Origin of the sequence: Aeromonas sp. PrichA-15, assembly GCF_017939245.1 — a bacterium.
GTDB classification, from domain to species: Bacteria; Pseudomonadota; Gammaproteobacteria; order Enterobacterales; family Aeromonadaceae; genus Aeromonas; species Aeromonas caviae.
Genome location: NZ_JAGKRH010000045.1, coordinates 1 through 14,255, shown reverse-complemented (window position 1 = coordinate 14,255; position 14,255 = coordinate 1). Strand labels below are relative to the sequence as shown.

12 protein-coding genes and 1 pseudogene are annotated in these 14,255 nt (G+C 63.7%); 1 reads left to right on the top strand and 12 read right to left on the bottom strand.

Going from position 1 to position 14,255, the window contains the following annotated elements; translation table 11 throughout:
• Positions 1 to 163: 163 nt before the first annotated feature.
• Positions 164 to 1,288 (top strand): HPP family protein, encoded by a 1,125-nt coding sequence (locus J9889_RS07830; protein ID WP_052815445.1) that lies wholly within the window; start codon positions 164 to 166, stop codon positions 1,286 to 1,288.
• A 76-nt stretch (positions 1,289 to 1,364) separates the two neighbouring features.
• Here the strand turns inward: J9889_RS07830 and J9889_RS07825 are convergent, their stop codons facing one another.
• From J9889_RS07825 to J9889_RS07770, 12 genes and pseudogenes are all read right to left on the bottom strand, one after another.
• Complete coding sequence (locus J9889_RS07825; RefSeq protein ID WP_042882483.1) at positions 1,365 to 2,618, bottom strand: D-amino acid dehydrogenase; 1,254 nt, start codon at positions 2,616 to 2,618, stop codon at positions 1,365 to 1,367.
• A gap of 153 nt (positions 2,619 to 2,771) precedes the next feature.
• Positions 2,772 to 4,292 (bottom strand): cryptochrome/photolyase family protein, encoded by a 1,521-nt coding sequence (locus J9889_RS07820; protein ID WP_210556312.1) that lies wholly within the window; start codon positions 4,290 to 4,292, stop codon positions 2,772 to 2,774.
• Entirely contained in the window at positions 4,292 to 4,432 is a 141-nt protein-coding gene (locus tag J9889_RS07815) for a DUF2256 domain-containing protein (RefSeq protein WP_080768040.1), read from the bottom strand. Before J9889_RS07815 ends, J9889_RS07820 begins: the two co-directional genes overlap by 1 nt.
• Before the next feature lie 161 nt (positions 4,433 to 4,593).
• Entirely contained in the window at positions 4,594 to 5,514 is a 921-nt protein-coding gene (locus tag J9889_RS07810; protein WP_029314613.1) for a serine hydrolase, read from the bottom strand.
• Positions 5,515 to 5,864: 350 nt separating this feature from the next.
• Complete coding sequence (gene nrfF, locus J9889_RS07805) at positions 5,865 to 7,055, bottom strand: heme lyase NrfEFG subunit NrfF (protein WP_052815442.1); 1,191 nt, start codon at positions 7,053 to 7,055, stop codon at positions 5,865 to 5,867.
• Positions 7,052 to 7,639, bottom strand: coding sequence for a DsbE family thiol:disulfide interchange protein (locus J9889_RS07800; RefSeq protein WP_052815441.1), 588 nt, complete (start codon positions 7,637 to 7,639; stop codon positions 7,052 to 7,054). The genes nrfF and J9889_RS07800 overlap by 4 nt, the downstream gene beginning before the upstream one ends.
• Positions 7,636 to 9,597, bottom strand: coding sequence for a heme lyase NrfEFG subunit NrfE (nrfE, locus tag J9889_RS07795; protein WP_052815440.1), 1,962 nt, complete (start codon positions 9,595 to 9,597; stop codon positions 7,636 to 7,638). The genes J9889_RS07800 and nrfE overlap by 4 nt, the downstream gene beginning before the upstream one ends.
• Positions 9,598 to 9,904: 307 nt before the next feature.
• Positions 9,905 to 10,858 carry a cytochrome c nitrite reductase subunit NrfD gene (gene nrfD, locus J9889_RS07790; protein ID WP_052815439.1) on the bottom strand — a complete coding sequence of 318 codons (954 nt, stop codon included), beginning with the start codon at positions 10,856 to 10,858 and terminating at the stop codon, positions 9,905 to 9,907.
• 87 nt (positions 10,859 to 10,945) lie between these two features.
• Positions 10,946 to 11,626 (bottom strand): 4Fe-4S dicluster domain-containing protein, encoded by a 681-nt coding sequence (locus J9889_RS07785; RefSeq protein WP_052815438.1) that lies wholly within the window; start codon positions 11,624 to 11,626, stop codon positions 10,946 to 10,948.
• The gene (gene nrfB, locus J9889_RS07780; RefSeq protein WP_052815437.1) at positions 11,623 to 12,216 is read right to left on the bottom strand and encodes a cytochrome c nitrite reductase pentaheme subunit; all 594 of its coding nucleotides are present in this window, start codon (positions 12,214 to 12,216) and stop codon (positions 11,623 to 11,625) included. Before nrfB ends, J9889_RS07785 begins: the two co-directional genes overlap by 4 nt.
• Before the next feature lie 51 nt (positions 12,217 to 12,267).
• Positions 12,268 to 13,713: an ammonia-forming nitrite reductase cytochrome c552 subunit gene (gene nrfA / locus J9889_RS07775; protein ID WP_052815436.1), complete on the bottom strand. Its 1,446-nt coding sequence runs from the start codon at positions 13,711 to 13,713 to the stop codon at positions 12,268 to 12,270.
• Between the two features lie 404 nt (positions 13,714 to 14,117).
• A pseudogene (locus J9889_RS07770) lies at positions 14,118 to 14,255 on the bottom strand (IS1595 family transposase); the annotation flags it as partial.

The following is a 14,255-nucleotide window of genomic DNA, read 5'->3' as shown; positions in this document are numbered from 1 at the left end:
GTGTTGGGATGGCGTAAAGGGTGCCAGCGGACTCTTAAGACAATGTTAAGAAGGGAAAAAGCGTGCGGATGATGGCCATGGCGGAGCGGGGGGCTGGTCTGGGACGGGGGAAAGTGGCTAGAATTGCGCATTTGAAATAAATGTTATCGTCCGCGGGAGCACCATGCAGTTCAGGGATTTTTTGCCGGTATCGACCAATACCAGCGTCAAAGAGAGTTGTTACGGCGCCCTTGGCGCCCTCATCGGCTTGCTCGGCACCGCCTTGCTGTGTCGCTGGGGGCTGGGGCTCGAGGTGCACTGGCTCATCGCCCCCATGGGGGCCTCCGCCGTGCTGCTGTTTGCCGCCCCGGCCAGCCCCCTGGCCCAGCCCTGGTCCATCCTTGTGGGCAACGGGGTCTCGGCCCTGATGGGGGTATTGAGCGCGAACCTGGTGCCGGACATGGCTATCGCCTCGGCCCTGGCGGTGATGCTGGCCATCGCCGCCATGTTCCTCACCCGCAGCCTGCACCCGCCCGGCGGCGCCGTGGCCCTGACCGCCGTCATCGGCGGCGAGGGGATCCGGGCGCTCGGGGTCGGCTACGTGCTGCTGCCGGTGCTGCTCAACTCCCTGTTGCTGCTGAGTCTGGGCTTGCTCTACAACCGCGCCCTGGGGCGTCGTTATCCCCATGGCGGCAAGGCGGCGCCCAATCGCCACCAGACGGCGGATCCCCAGCCGAGTGCCCGGCTCGCCACTCAGGACATCGACTTTGCCCTGGAAAAACACGGGGAGCTGCTGGACATCAGCCGCCAGGATCTGCAGGAGCTGCTGCAGGAGGCCCAGCTTCACGCCCTGCGGGGGCGAGTGGAGACGGTACGGTGCCAGGATGTGATGTCGCGGGATCTCGTCGTGACGACGCCACAGGCGCTCGCCATGGAGGCGTGGCATCTGCTCTCCCACCACCAGATCAAGGCGCTGCCGGTGGTGGATGAGGGGGAGAGGCTGGTCGGCATCATCACCCTGCACGACCTGATGATCGACCGGGCGGGTCACCAGCCGAGGGCGAAGGAGGCCCTCGAGCAGCAGCAGGTCGCGGATCTGATGACCCGGGAGGTGCAGACGGCGCGGCGCTACCAGCCTCTCTACGACCTGGTGGAGGCCTTCTCCGACGGGGGGCTGCACCACATGCCGGTGGTGGAGGGGGAGCAGCTGGTGGGCATCATCACCCAGTCCGACATGGTGGCGGCGCTCTTCACGCTGGCCCTGAAACCCGGACTGACGAGCGAGGAGGCGACCCCGGTGTCGTCGTAGCCAGGGGGGCAAGAAAAAAGAGGGCGTGCCAGGCACGCCCTCTTTTTTCGCAGACTTGCACAGACGGTGCCAACGCCTAGCCGTAGCGGGCCAGGGTGAGCCCCTCGTCGCTGATATCCGGGGTATTGCCCGAGATGAGATCGCTGAGCAACTGGCCCGATCCTGCCGCCATGGTCCAGCCCAGGGTACCGTGGCCGGTATTGAGCCAGAGCCCGGGAATGGGGCTTGGGCCGACCAGGGGTGTGCCGTCCGGCGTCATGGGGCGCAGCCCGGTCCAGAAGGTGGCCTGCTCCAGATTTCCCCCCTGGGGGAAGAGATCCCTCACCACCATGGCCAGGGTATCGTGGCGTCTGGGGTTGAGCGCCAGGTTGAAGCCCGAGAGTTCGGCCATGCCGCCCACCCGGATCCGTTCGTCGAAGCGGGTGATGGCGACCTTGTAGGTCTCGTCCAGCACAGTGCTGCGCGGCGCGCCCTCGGCATCCGTCATCGGCAGGGTGAGGGAGTAACCCTTGACCGGGTAGACGGGGAGCTCTATCCCGAGGGGGCGCAGGAAGCCGGTGCCATAACTGCCGAGGGCACAGACGATGGCGTCGGCCTGGAAGCGCTGCTCGCCGGCACGGACCGCCACGGCGCGTCCCTTCGCGATCTCGACCTCGTCGATGGCGCAGTTGAAGACGAAGCTCACCCCGAGCTTGCGGGCCTCGTCCGCCAGGGCCTGGGTGAAGCGGAAACAGTCACCGGTTTCATCTCCCGGCAGGCGCAGGCCCCCCACCACCTTGCCACGCACCCTTGCCAGGGCGGGCTCGACCTCCTCGCAGCCGTCGGCATTCAGAGACTGATAGGGGACGCCGTACTCCTCGAGCACGGCGATATCGCGCTGGCTGGCATCGAGCTGGGCCTGACTGCGAAACAGTTGCAGGGTGCCGAGCTGGCGCCCTTCGTAGTCGAGCGCCAGCTCGCCCCGCAACTGCTTCATGCAGTCGCGGCTGTATTCGGCCAGCCGTACCATGCGCCCCTTGTTGACCGCATAGGCCGCCGGCGTGCAGTTGGCGAACATCTTCAGCATCCAGCGCAGCTGGAAGGGGTCCGAGGTGGGCCGCACCGTGAAGGGGGCGTGCTTTTGCAGCAGCCATTTGGCGGCCTTGAGGGGAATGCCGGGGGCAGCCCAGGGGGAAGCATAACCCGGGGAGATCTGACCCGCGTTGGCATGGCTGGTTTCAAGGGCCACCCCGTCACGCCGCTCCAGCAGGGTCACTTTGTGACCGGCCTTGGCCAGATACCAGGCGCTGGTCACACCGACCACGCCACCACCGAGTACCACTATGTCCATCTTGTCTCTCCTTGACTGGGGCCTCCACCTTAATCAGCCGCCACAGGATATTCAACTGGTGTCGATGTCATTGGTGGTTATCGCTATTCACATTTTGTTAACTGGTTCTAAATGTTGTCATTTGCTCACTTTCTGGCATGAAATCCGGTCGATTCAGAGCCGCTCCAGGTGGAGCAGATGATGCTCTGCTGTCGTCAGGATGGCTTGCTGCTGTTCTGTGGTTTGGCCATCCCAGTTGGCATAGGGCAGGGCGAGGCGAGGGTTGCTGCCAAGTTTGTCCCGGTTGCGCCAAAGAAAGTGCCAATAGAGGCTGTTGAAGGGGCAGCTGTCCGGCCCGCTGCGGGCCTTCACCTGATAGTGACACCCCTTGCAGTAGTGGCCCATCCGCTCGAGATAGACGCCGCTGCTGGCGTAGGGCTTGCTGCCCATCAGGCCGCCATCGGCAAACTGGCTCATGCCGCGGGTGTTGGGCAGCTCCACCCACTCGATGGCGTCCACATAGATGCCCAGATACCAGGCATCCACCTCGTCAGGGTGGATCCCCGCCAGCAGGGCGAAGTTGCCGGTCACCATCAGCCGCTGGATATGGTGGGCATAGGCGTGCTCCAGAGACTGTCGAATGGCGTGACGCACGCAGGCCATGCTGGTTTCTCCATTCCAGAAAAAACCGGGCAGGGGTCGCTCGGCCCCGAGAAAGTTGGTGCGCCGATACTCGGGCATCTTTTCCCAGTAGAGGGCGCGGACAAACTCGCGCCAGCCGAGGATCTGGCGGATGAACCCCTCCACCTGCGCCAGGGAAATGGTGGCCTGATTGGCCTGCCAGTGAGCTTGCGCGGTGCGGATCACCTCGAGGGGATGGAGCATCTTGCTGTTCATGGAAAACGACAAGCGGCTGTGGAACAGGCTCCAGCCCCGCTCGCTCAGGGCGTCCTGATAGCGGCCGAAGTGGGGCAGGCAGTGTGCAAGGAAGTGTTCAAGCAGTGTGCGGCTCTGGCGCCGGGTGACGGGCCAGGGCAGGGCGTCGGCATCGGCACTGCCAATGGTGGCGACGCCGTGGCGGGTCAGCATGGCATCGATGTCGCTCACCTCGTTGGCAAAGGTGAGGGGCGCCGGGATGGGTTGGCTCGCCGGCAATTTGGCGCGATTCTCGGCATCGAAGTTCCAGCGCCCCCCAAGGGGCTGGCCGCGTTCATCGAGCAACACCCGGTACTGCTTTCGCAGGGCGCGGTAGAAGAACTCCATCCGGCTGTGGGGGTAGCGTCGCCAGCCATCGCGGGGGGTGAGAAAATGTTCGCTGTCCACCTCAGCGGTCGGGATGGCAAGGCCTGAGGCCCACTGGGTCAGCTGGCTTGCAAGGCGCCACTCGTCCGGGCTCTGCCAGGCGAAGCGCTCGGCCTGATGCGCTTCGAGCTGGGCCGCCAGCAAGCTCGGCAAATCGGGCCAGGGGGCGCTCTCATCGAGAGTCAGGTAGCAGACCCGGTGGCCCGCCTTGGTGAGGGCGGCGGCGAAGGCGCGCATGGCGGCAAAGAAGGCGAGCCCCTTCTGGCGATGGTGGCGGCAGTAGTCCGTCTCCTGGCGCAGCTCCGCCATCAGGTAGCAGACAGCGGCATCCTGCGTGCGAAACCAACTGTGACCCGCGTTCAGTTGATCCCCGAGAATGAGGCGCAGCTCCATCAGGGGTGCTCCTTCCGACGACGGCAGCGTTCGCTGCAATAGCGCACTTCCTGCCAGCAGCGGGCCCACTTGCGCCGCCAGGCAAAAGGACGCAGGCAGACGGGACAGATCTTCTCGGGTAGATGGGGTTTGAGGTGCATGTGGCGGCCCTGTTGATGCCCTTGGTTTCTCTCTGCCTCCTTAACGAAGCACCATACGGTCGGGATCACTGGGAGAGCAGAAAGAGGCAATAGGGGGGGATTGCCACTCATGAAAAAGGCCCCCGAACCTGCCGGTTCGGGGGCCCTTGTTCTCGTAGCCGTTACTGGCTGCTGAAGAGCCTGGGCTGGGGAGTGGACTGCGCCGTCAGGGTCATGCGGCCCGAGGTTTCCAGCCAGCTCTTGATCTTTCTGGCATCGGCGACCCGTTCATCCGTGGTGTTGGCGTGAAGCAGCACCATGACCACGGGCTCGTTGTTGACCCGGGTTCCCATCACCAGGCAGCGCCCCGCCTCGCGGATATAACCGGTCTTGGAGACCAGAATGGGCCAGCTTCCTTCCCGTACCAGGCGGTTGGAGTTGAGGTAGTGCAGCTGGCGCTTGCCGTTGCGTACCAGACGCTGCTCGGAGGCGGTGTACTGGCGGATCAGCGGGTAGGTGGATGCGGCAGCAGCCAGTTTGGCGAGATCGTGTGCGGTGGAGACGTTGCGGGGGTTGAGCCCGGTGCTGTCGGCGAAATGAGTGCTCCACATGCCGAGCATGCGGGCCTTGGCATTCATTGCCTCGATAAAGGCTTTGCGGCCACCCGGGTAGTGCCGTCCCAAGGCGGAGGCGGCGCGGTTTTCAGAGGACATCAGTGCGATGTGCAGCATGTCGGCGCGGCTCAGGCGCGAGCCCACCGCGAGGCGCGACCCCGTGCCCTTGAGTCTGTCCACGTCATCCATGGTGACGGTGAGGGTCTCGTTGAGGCGCTGATTGCCATCCAGTACCACCAGCGCTGTCATCAGCTTGGTGATGGAGGCGATGGACATCACCCGGTTGGCGTTGCGCTCTGCCAGGGTCTCGCCGGTTTTCGGGTTGACGACCACGTAGGCATCGGATCTCAGCGGTAGGTTGCTGCGGGGTTCGAGCAGGCTGTTGGTGGAAGAAGAGGTCGCAGAAAACGGGTTGGCATGGGCGCTTTCCATGCTGGCGGGAAGGAGGAAGGCGCCGAGCAGCAAGGGAAGAAAAGGACGAAGGTTCATGATTTGACTCTACTACGACTCACAGGGACATTTGGCTAAGTTATATGACGGTAATTGACGCTTCACAACGTCTGGTGGCCGGATATTTCCATTTTATGGGCCAGCGCACCTTGAAATCCCCCGCATCGGGGCTATTGGGCCCGCAAAAGGGAGTCATAGAAGCCTGTCAGGCCATGCCAGACACGCCACTACGGGGGCGCACTATATGCTGGCGAGGGGCGAGATGACGACTCTTTTTGCACCTTTCGGCGCCTTGGGATGATGAAAAGGTTGTTCATGGCGACCATGGCGATAAAAACGGCGCCCGGCAGGGAAGATGGCCCGCTGCATTATCGCCGTTTTGCCCCGCGTCATCCTCCCATCATCCGCGCGGTCTGAATGGCCTGGATCAACGCGGCCCGATTGATGCGGGGGCGCTCCTCGTCCAGCAACTGCTGCCAGAGGGCGATGGCCTGGGAGTAGCGACCGTGCAGGAAGTGATCGGAGGCGAGCAGCATCAGGGCGCTCACCTCGCCTTTGTCCTGCTTGAGGGCGCTCTCCAGCAGGCGGGTTGCCTCGGGAGTCAGCTGCTGGCCCGCCTGATAGTAGAGCACGGTAGCCTGTGCGGCCTGGGTCGCAGCGCTGGCGCCCCCTTCTTGCAGGGCGAGACGCTGGTAGGCGAGCAGGGCGTTGTCGTACTCGTCCCGATAGAGATAGAGCTGGCCGAGCGCCGCCCAGCCGTCGAGATCGGCGGGGTTGGCTTGCAGGCGCTGGTGCAAGGCGCCCAGCTCCTTGTCCTGCAGATCCCGCGGGCTCAATCCCGCCAGCGGATCGGGGCGCGACTGATAAGCCAGCCACGCCTGATAGCGGCCGGTGCCAGCATAAATACCGGCCATCAGCGCCAGCAGCAGGCCCCCAAGCAGTATCCAGGTGCGCAGCCAGAGCTGCGGACGAGCGGTGCGATCTCTTACCAGCCGCTCGCGCAGGGCCTGCTCGGCGGTTGGGGTGGCGTTGGCGAGGCGGGCCAGCTCCAGCTCCCGGTAGAGGCGGCTGTGGGGGGCAAGCCCCGCCTGCTGCTCGGCCATGATCAGCCGGTTCAGTTCGGCCCTGGGGTCGTGGGCGAGCACCCCCTCGGCTCTGTCGCCGACAAGCGGCACCCGCGCCGGTTGCCGGCGATGCAGGCTCCTGCGCAGGCGATTGAGGGCCAGCAACAGCAAGAGGGCGGGGCCGCCCCACAGCAGCGCCGTGCTGCGCTTGAAGGGGGGATCGTAGCGCACGAAGTCGCCGAAGCGCTCCGTCATGCGGGCGATCACCTGCTCATCAGACTGCCCCTCGTCCACCCAGCGGTAGACTTCGAGCCGCAGATCCCGGGCGATGGGGGAGTTGGACTCCACCAGGTTCTGGTTCTGGCACTGGGGGCAGCGCAGGGCGCGGGCCAGCTCCTGAGCGCGGGTCTGCCGCTCGGGGTGGCGAAACTCATAGGTGTCGACCCCGCTGGCAAGGGCCCCGAGGCTCAAGGCCAGCAAGAGCGGCGCGATCAGGGCGTGGCCGAGACGGCTCATGGCTTGCTCTCCTGCACTTGTTTCTCTACTTCTCTTTCCACTTCGGGCTGGCTAGCGGTGTTGCTGCGGGCCTCGGCAAGTAGAGGGGCAAACTGGCGTTGCCAGATCTCCCGGGTGAGCAGGCCGGTATGACGGGTCAACAGGGTGCCGTCGCCGGCGAAGAGATAGGTCTCCGGCGTGCCGTAGACGCCTAGCTCCAGTGCGAGTCGGCCGTCGGGGTCGGCCAGCACGGCGCGATAGGGGTTACCCGCCTCGGTGAGCCAGGCGCGGGCGGGGTCTCCCTTGTCTCGGTAGTTGAGGCCATAGAGGGGCACGGCGCTGGCCAGCTCACCCAGCAGCGAATGCTCGGCGCGGCAGTTGGGGCACCAGCTGGACCAGACGTTGAGCACAAAGGGCTCCCCCTTGAGTGCCGCGGTGTGGATGGGGGCGCCGCCAAACAGATCGTCACTCTGCCAGGCGGGCAGGGTACGCCCTGCGACGGCCTCATCCTGGCTGTAGGGGTTGTTGCCAAGGCCGAGACAGAGCAGGGCACCGAGCCCCAGGGTGAGCACGAGCGGCACGAACAGGCGCAGACGGGCGTTCATAAGGACTCCTGTTCAAGCCGAGGGGAGGGGGCGGTCGCTGGCGCAGGATGGTTAGCCAGCAGCGGTCGGCGGGCGAGCAGGCGCAGGGCGCCGCCCGTCATCATCAACAGGCCGCCGAGCCAGATCCAGCGCACCAGCGGCTTGTAGTGAAGCCGCATGGCATAGGCGCCGGGTCCCATCTTCTCGCCAAGCACCACGTAGAGATCGCCAAACAGCCCCCACGCGATGCCGGGCTCGTTCATGTTCATGGTGCGCACGCTGTAGTGACGCCGCTCCGGGGTGAGCCGCGCCACCTCTTTACCGTCCTTGTGCACGCTAAGCGTGATGCGCTGGGCGGTGTAGTTGGGGCCGATGATCGGCTCGCTCCCCTCATAGCGAAACTCGAAGGCGCCGAGCCGATAGGGCTGGCCTGCGGCGAGTACCGCGCCCCCCTCCTGACTGTGGTAACTCACCTGCGCAATGCCGAGGGCGCACACCGCCACCCCGAGGTGGGCCAGCAGGCTGCCGAACCGATTGAGGGTGAGCTCGCGCAGGGCGACCGGTTGCAAGAGCGGGAGCAGCAGGCTGGCCATCAGCCAGAGGCTCAGCACGTTGGCCGCAAGCCCCAGCCAGCTTGCCCGCAGCGGCTCGGGATAGGCTAGGCTCAGCAAGGCGCCCCCCAGCAGGCCGAACAGGCATGGGAGCAGCACCTTGATGCGGCGCTGGGCTGCCAGATGCTGCCAGCGAAGGCGCGGCAGTTGGGTCATGAGCGCCATCAGGCAGAGGGCCAGCGGCACGAAGATGGTATTGAAATAGGGGGCGCCCACCGAGAGTGAACCCAGATGGAGCGACTGGAACACCATGGGGTAGAAGGTGCCGAGCAGCACGCTGGTGCAGGCCACGCTGAGCAGCAGGATGGCGGCGCCGAGCAGTCCCTCTTTTGACAGCAAGCCAAAGCGGGCATAGGGGGCGCGAATGTCCGCCCGCAGGGCAAACAGGGTGAGGGCGCAGGTCAATAGCAAGCCGAGCAGCAACAAGAGGGTGAGGCCGCGGCTGGGGTCCACCGCAAAGGCGTGTACCGAGGTGAGCACCCCGGAGCGCACCACGAAGGTACCGAGCAGGCTCAGCGAAAAGGTAAAGATGGAGAGCAGCAGCACGGCGTGGCCGTAAGCGCCGCGCTTCTCGCACACCACCAGGGCGTGCAGCAAGGCAGTGCCGAGCAGCCAGGGCAAGAGGGAGGCATTTTCTACCGGATCCCAGAACCACCAGCCGCCCCAGCCGAGCTCGTAATAGGCCCACCAGGAACCCAGCACGATGCCGGCGGTGAGAAAGACCCAGGAGCCGAGCGCCCAGGGGCGGCTCCAGTGGGCTACGGCGCCATCGAGCCGACCCGAGTGCAGCGCCGCCATGGCGAAGGCGAAGTTGACCGCAAAGCCGACATAACCGAGATAGAGCAGGGGCGGGTGGATGATGAGGCCGATGTCCTGCAGCATGGGGTTGAGATCGCGTCCCTCCAGCGGCCCCGGGAACTGGCGGTCAAACGGGCTGGAGAAGATCAGGGTATAGAGGCCAAACAGACCGACGATCAGCCCCATGATGGCCAATACCCGGATTGTAATCAGCGGATCGACCCGCCTGGAGCAAAGGGCCACCAGGGCGCCCCACAGCCCCAGCGCAAAGACGAAAAAGAGCATGGAGCCTTCATGGCCGCCCCACACCGCTGCCAGCTTGAAGCCAAGGGGCAGGGCGCTGTTGGCGTGCTGGGCCACATAGACCAGGGTGAAGTCATCCTGGCCAAAACAGCTGGCGAGCAGCAGCAGGGCGGCCACCAACAGGAGCGCGACCAGGATGGCCAGCGGTGTTGCGCAGCCGAGCAGCGGGCGTGAGGCGAGCCGCAGCCCCAGCCAGGGCAGCAGCCCTTGCAGCAGGGCGAGCCCGGTCGCCAGCAACAGTGAGAGATAGCCGAGCTCCGCCAGCACACAACCTCCAGTCAATCATTTGTCTATGTTATGCCGCAGCGTCTGCACCGTACCGGCGCTGAGGGATAACATCCACCTTTCTGGCAACAACCAATCGCAACAACTCATCGCCACAAACAAGCGCCAGTCACCCGAAGGGCGGCTGGCGCTTATCCCCAGCTTTCAATAACCGGTTCACTATCCGTCGCGAGAGGTTGTCAGCAAGGTAAAGAGCAGCGCAGGAACCGGAGTGTATGTGAATACATGAGGATTCCGAGCAGCACATGAGCCTTGATCACGGCCTCGCAGCAGGAGCGTGAACCGATTTTTAAACTACCGTCATCTGGCCGGCATAGAGCACGAAGTAGCGCAGCAGCAGGATCCCCACCAGGGTCAGGCTGCAGACCAGTACCAGATAGCCGTTTTTGGCCCGCAGCGGCGCGGGGGCCAGCAGGGCCAGCAACTGGGGCAGCAGCATGCCGATGCCCACCACCCCGAGCCAGAACACCTGAGCCCAGAAGCCGCTGCCGATGGCGGCCCACATGGCTGCCTCCTTCTGGCCGCCACCGAAGTAGAGGCCGGTAAAGAAGCAGACCAGCAGCAACACCTCCACCGCCAGCACCGGCCGCTCGAAGCGGTGGACAAAGCTCACCCCCTGGCTGTGATGGTTCTCCTTGAACAGGGTGACCGCCAGCAAGATGGTGGAAGCGATGCCGGAGCTGACGCCGGAGATGAGGAACAGCACCGGCAGCACCGGGTTGTTCAAGAGCGGATAGGTCTTGAGCGCCGACAGCAGAAAGCCGGTGTAGGCCCCCAAGAGCACGGCGAGCAGCAGCAAGAGCGGCGCCAGCAGCCGCTCGATGCGGGCGAGCCAGCCAATCAGACCATCCACAAAGGCGAACTTCTCTTGCAGCAGGTGACTGCGCAAGGTCTCGATCTCGGCCCGAAATACCACCGCCAGCCAGGCAAACAGCACCGCCATGTAGACCTGAAACAGCATGACCCCCATCGACATCACGGAGTCGAACTGGTAGTGGAACATCAGCTTCCAGAAGGTCCAGGGGCGGGCCAGGTGGAAGATGAGGATCAGTAACCCCAGCACCACGCTCACCGGCGCCAGAATGGCGGTCGCCTTGATGATGCCGCTCTCGCTGCCGGCTCCCTTGCGGCGCAGCAGCACCGAGAGGCTGGTGGCCCCGGCGGAGATGCCGAGCAGAAAGAGATAGATGGCGATTGGCCAGTCCCAGACAAGTGAAGGGAAGTGAAATGCGTCATGCAACATGATCCATTCCTCCTTCTGTTACTGCGGTAGATGGCGATCGGACAAATCCCCACACAAGGGAAGGGAAGTGAAATGCCTCTTGCATCGTCATGACTTTATCTCCCCTTTGGGCACGCGGTACATCTTGGGCGAAGTGCCGAGTGCCTGCTTGTAGCGATAGGTGGTCTCCTTTACCAGCCGTTTGGCGATGGGGCTGTCCGGGTCATCCAGATTGCCGAACACCAGCGCCTTGGTGGGGCAGGATTCCACGCAGGCCGGCTCCTTGCCCGCCGCCAGGTTGGTCCTGCGGCAAAAGTCGCACTTGTCGGCCACCTTGGTCACAGGGTTGATAAAGCGCACCTGATAGGGGCAGGCGGCCAGACAGTACATGCAGCCGACGCAAAGATCCGGGTTGACGTCGACGATGCCATCCTCCTTGCGGATATGGGAGGCACCGGTCGGGCAGACGTGCACGCAGGGAGCGTTGTCGCAGTGCTGGCAGGACTTGCGAAAGAAGTGGTACTCGGCATCGGGGAAGGTGCCGATGGGGCCGGAGCGGATGATCTCGAGGCGCGAGACCCCCTCTGGCACCTGATTCACCTCCCGGCAGGCATCCATGCAGGCGGTACAGCCGATACAGGCCGTCTCGTCGTGGATCATGCCAAAGCGTACCCCGTCGATGGTCTGGCTGTGGGCGAGGGGGGTGGCAAGGGAGCGAGTCGGCCCTGTCATCATGATGAGGGCCCCCGCACTCATCCCCGCCATGAAGTGACGGCGAGAGCAGCTCATGGTGCCTCCTTGCCCGAGGTGGTGTTCGCCTTGGCCGCCTTGACGACCTCATGCTGCTTGCTGTGGCAGTCGACGCAGAGCTTGATGCGGGACTTCTCCGGAATCGCCACCATGGGCTCCTTGGCCGGGTGCAGCTGGTGGCAGCTGGTGCAGGTGAGCTTGGTAGCGTGCACGTCGTGGGCCCAGAGCGCCTCGCGCAGCACTTTGGGCTCGTGACAGCTCATGCAGACCCCGTTCTGCTCGGCGATGGGGTAGCTCTCGGTACTCTGTTTGTTATTGAAGCTGTCGCTAAAGCGCATCACGTCCTTGACCCCTTCCCGGTGTTGAGGGGAGGGTTGACCGTGGCAGTTGGTGCAGGTTACCGGCGCCAGGTTGTTGGGGTTGGTCGCCTGGCCGTGCTTGCCGTGCATGCCTTCGACCTGCTCCTTGTGGCAGTCGGTGCAGGCCTTGTCGGCACTGCGCAGAAATTCCACTTCATGTGTAGTCGGTGCCGGGGCGGTTGCCGCATCGGCCGCCTGGCCCTGCAGGCTGGTGAGCAGCATGGCTGCCATCAGCATCAGTCGTAAGAAATCCATTGTTAAATCACCCATAGGAAGCCTCCATCCGGCTGCGGGCCCGACACTGGGGGCCCGCATGCCTCGTCATTGTGCGAGCCGTCCGGCCGCTTTGGCCTCGGCATCCCAGGCGGGGACTGTGGTCTTGAGGAACTGGGCCTTGTCGCTGTTCATCTGCTTCATGTCCATGCCAAGAGCGGCCTGGGCCTTCTCCTTGCTGGAGATGTCAGGAATGGCGATCTCGTGGCTGATCCCCTTGGCGGCCAGCAGGCGTGCCAGCTTGGTGCGGGCATCGGCGGCCTTGTCCAGGGCGGTTCCCAGCATGCGCAGCGCCACTTCCGGGGCGTGCATCTGCACCCCGTGGGAGGCGATGGAGAAGTCCCAGCGCCATTGGGCGTGACGGATGTCCTGCAGAATGTCCTTCATCTCGGCCTCGGTGGCGCCGGCATCCCAGGCGGCCTTGGCTTCAAAGTGGGCGTGCACCAGCTGCTTCTCGACTTTGAGCTTGATTTCGGTGACGGCGTCCTTGCGCTGCTTGACCACCCCTTGCAGCATCTCCTTGCTCTGGGTGTGGCAGTTGCGGCAGGTCTGATCGAAGCGATCGAAGGGGTTGCCTACCTTGTGATCCGTGTAGACCTTGCCCTGTTCGTTCTGCACCTTGGGCATGTGGCAGTCGACGCAGGCGACGTTGTTCTGGCCGTGAATGCCGGCGCGCCAGGTCTCGTACTCGGGGTGCTGGGCTTTGAGCATGGGGGTCTTGGAGAGGGCATGGGTCCAGTCGGCAAAGCCAATCTCGTCGTAATACTCTTCCATCTGCTCAACAGTCGTACCCTTGTCCCAGGGGAATTTCACCGCCTTGGTGGGGCCGCTGAAGTAGTACTCCACGTGGCACTGGCCGCACACCTGAGACTGCTGATCGAAGCGCCCCTGCTCCTTGAACGGCTTGCCGATAGCGGTCATGGCCCGGTCGGCATAGGGACGGGAGAGGTGCAGGGCGGGTTTCCCTTCCTTGAACTCTTTCGAGGCGGTGTCGTGGCAGTCGGCGCAGCCGATGGTGTTGACGATCTCCGGTCCGCCTTTTGCCCACATGCCCTTGAAGTAGCCATCCTCACCCCTCTCGTCGATGACGCGGGCCACGTCCGGGCCTTTGCAACTCCAGCAGGCCATGGGCAGCGGACCGTCTTCGGCAGTCTTGGGGGCGCCGGTACGCAGGGTTTCCCGCACGTCGGTCAGCGCATAGAAGTGGCCGCGCGGCTTGTTGTAATCCTTGGAGAAGGGGTAGCCGGCCCAGAGCACCACCATCTGCGGATCTTCCGCCAGGGCGTCGGTGCGCTCGCGGCTCTCGCTGGTGCCTTTCCAGCTGGTGAACTGATCGGCGTGATCCTTGGCGAACAGCTCGCTGCGCGCCTCGATCTTGCCCTTGCTTTGTGCCTCGTCGGCCGCCTGTGCCCAGCCGCTGGTGCCAAGGCAGGTGGTAAGCAGCAGGGCGGCGAGGCCCAGCCTGGTCTGTCTGTTGTGTGAACTCACGATCATCACTCCCAAATCGATCTCATTGCCAAGCCTGACCGTTCCATCCTGGATGTGGGCATCAGCCCCCGCACTAGGCAGGAGCAGGCAGGCCGATTAATTGTTATTAGTGAATAAAACCCATGTATTTATGCGATTGCTCGAGCTGGATATTACCAAATGGGTAAAACGAATGATGATTTATCGGGAGCGGGATTGCGCTAGATCAATTGGCGGAGCCGGCAACAAGCGGAAATGAGATCCCGGTTAAATTATGAGGAAACTCAACTTATTGCACCATTGTTAACGCTGTTGTCTGGCGACAGTGGGCTCAGTTGCCCGCCAGCCCGCGTCCGGCAAGGAAATGTGCGTCAAATGGCGCGAGCTGTATTCATTTAGGGATAGAAAATTTCTAATGTATATATACCTGATTACCCATGACCCTCAGCCAGCTTCAAGAGCCGATATGGCATCGGAGGGCTTGCCACGACTGCATGCCCCAATTCAACCAACATGCTCTTGAGGTCAAAACGATGATTAAACCGGAAGCAGTATTCCGCAAGATGCCT

Excerpts from the sequence above, each read along its gene's own strand:
- J9889_RS07785 (WP_052815438.1), bottom strand. The coding sequence starts at position 11,626 with ATGAGCTGCTCTCGCCGTCACTTCATGGCGGGGATGAGTGCGGGGGCC.
- J9889_RS07815 (WP_080768040.1), bottom strand. The coding sequence starts at position 4,432 with ATGCACCTCAAACCCCATCTACCCGAGAAGATCTGTCCCGTCTGCCTG.
- J9889_RS07810 (WP_029314613.1), bottom strand. The coding sequence starts at position 5,514 with ATGAACCTTCGTCCTTTTCTTCCCTTGCTGCTCGGCGCCTTCCTCCTT.
- J9889_RS07800 (WP_052815441.1), bottom strand. The coding sequence starts at position 7,639 with ATGAACGCCCGTCTGCGCCTGTTCGTGCCGCTCGTGCTCACCCTGGGG.
- J9889_RS07830 (WP_052815445.1), top strand. The coding sequence starts at position 164 with ATGCAGTTCAGGGATTTTTTGCCGGTATCGACCAATACCAGCGTCAAA.
- nrfA (WP_052815436.1), bottom strand. The coding sequence starts at position 13,713 with ATGATCGTGAGTTCACACAACAGACAGACCAGGCTGGGCCTCGCCGCC.
- nrfD (WP_052815439.1), bottom strand. The coding sequence starts at position 10,858 with ATGTTGCATGACGCATTTCACTTCCCTTCACTTGTCTGGGACTGGCCA.
- J9889_RS07820 (WP_210556312.1), bottom strand. The coding sequence starts at position 4,292 with ATGGAGCTGCGCCTCATTCTCGGGGATCAACTGAACGCGGGTCACAGT.
- nrfB (WP_052815437.1), bottom strand. The coding sequence starts at position 12,216 with ATGGGTGATTTAACAATGGATTTCTTACGACTGATGCTGATGGCAGCC.
- J9889_RS07825 (WP_042882483.1), bottom strand. The coding sequence starts at position 2,618 with ATGGACATAGTGGTACTCGGTGGTGGCGTGGTCGGTGTGACCAGCGCC.
- nrfF (WP_052815442.1), bottom strand. The coding sequence starts at position 7,055 with ATGAGCCGTCTCGGCCACGCCCTGATCGCGCCGCTCTTGCTGGCCTTG.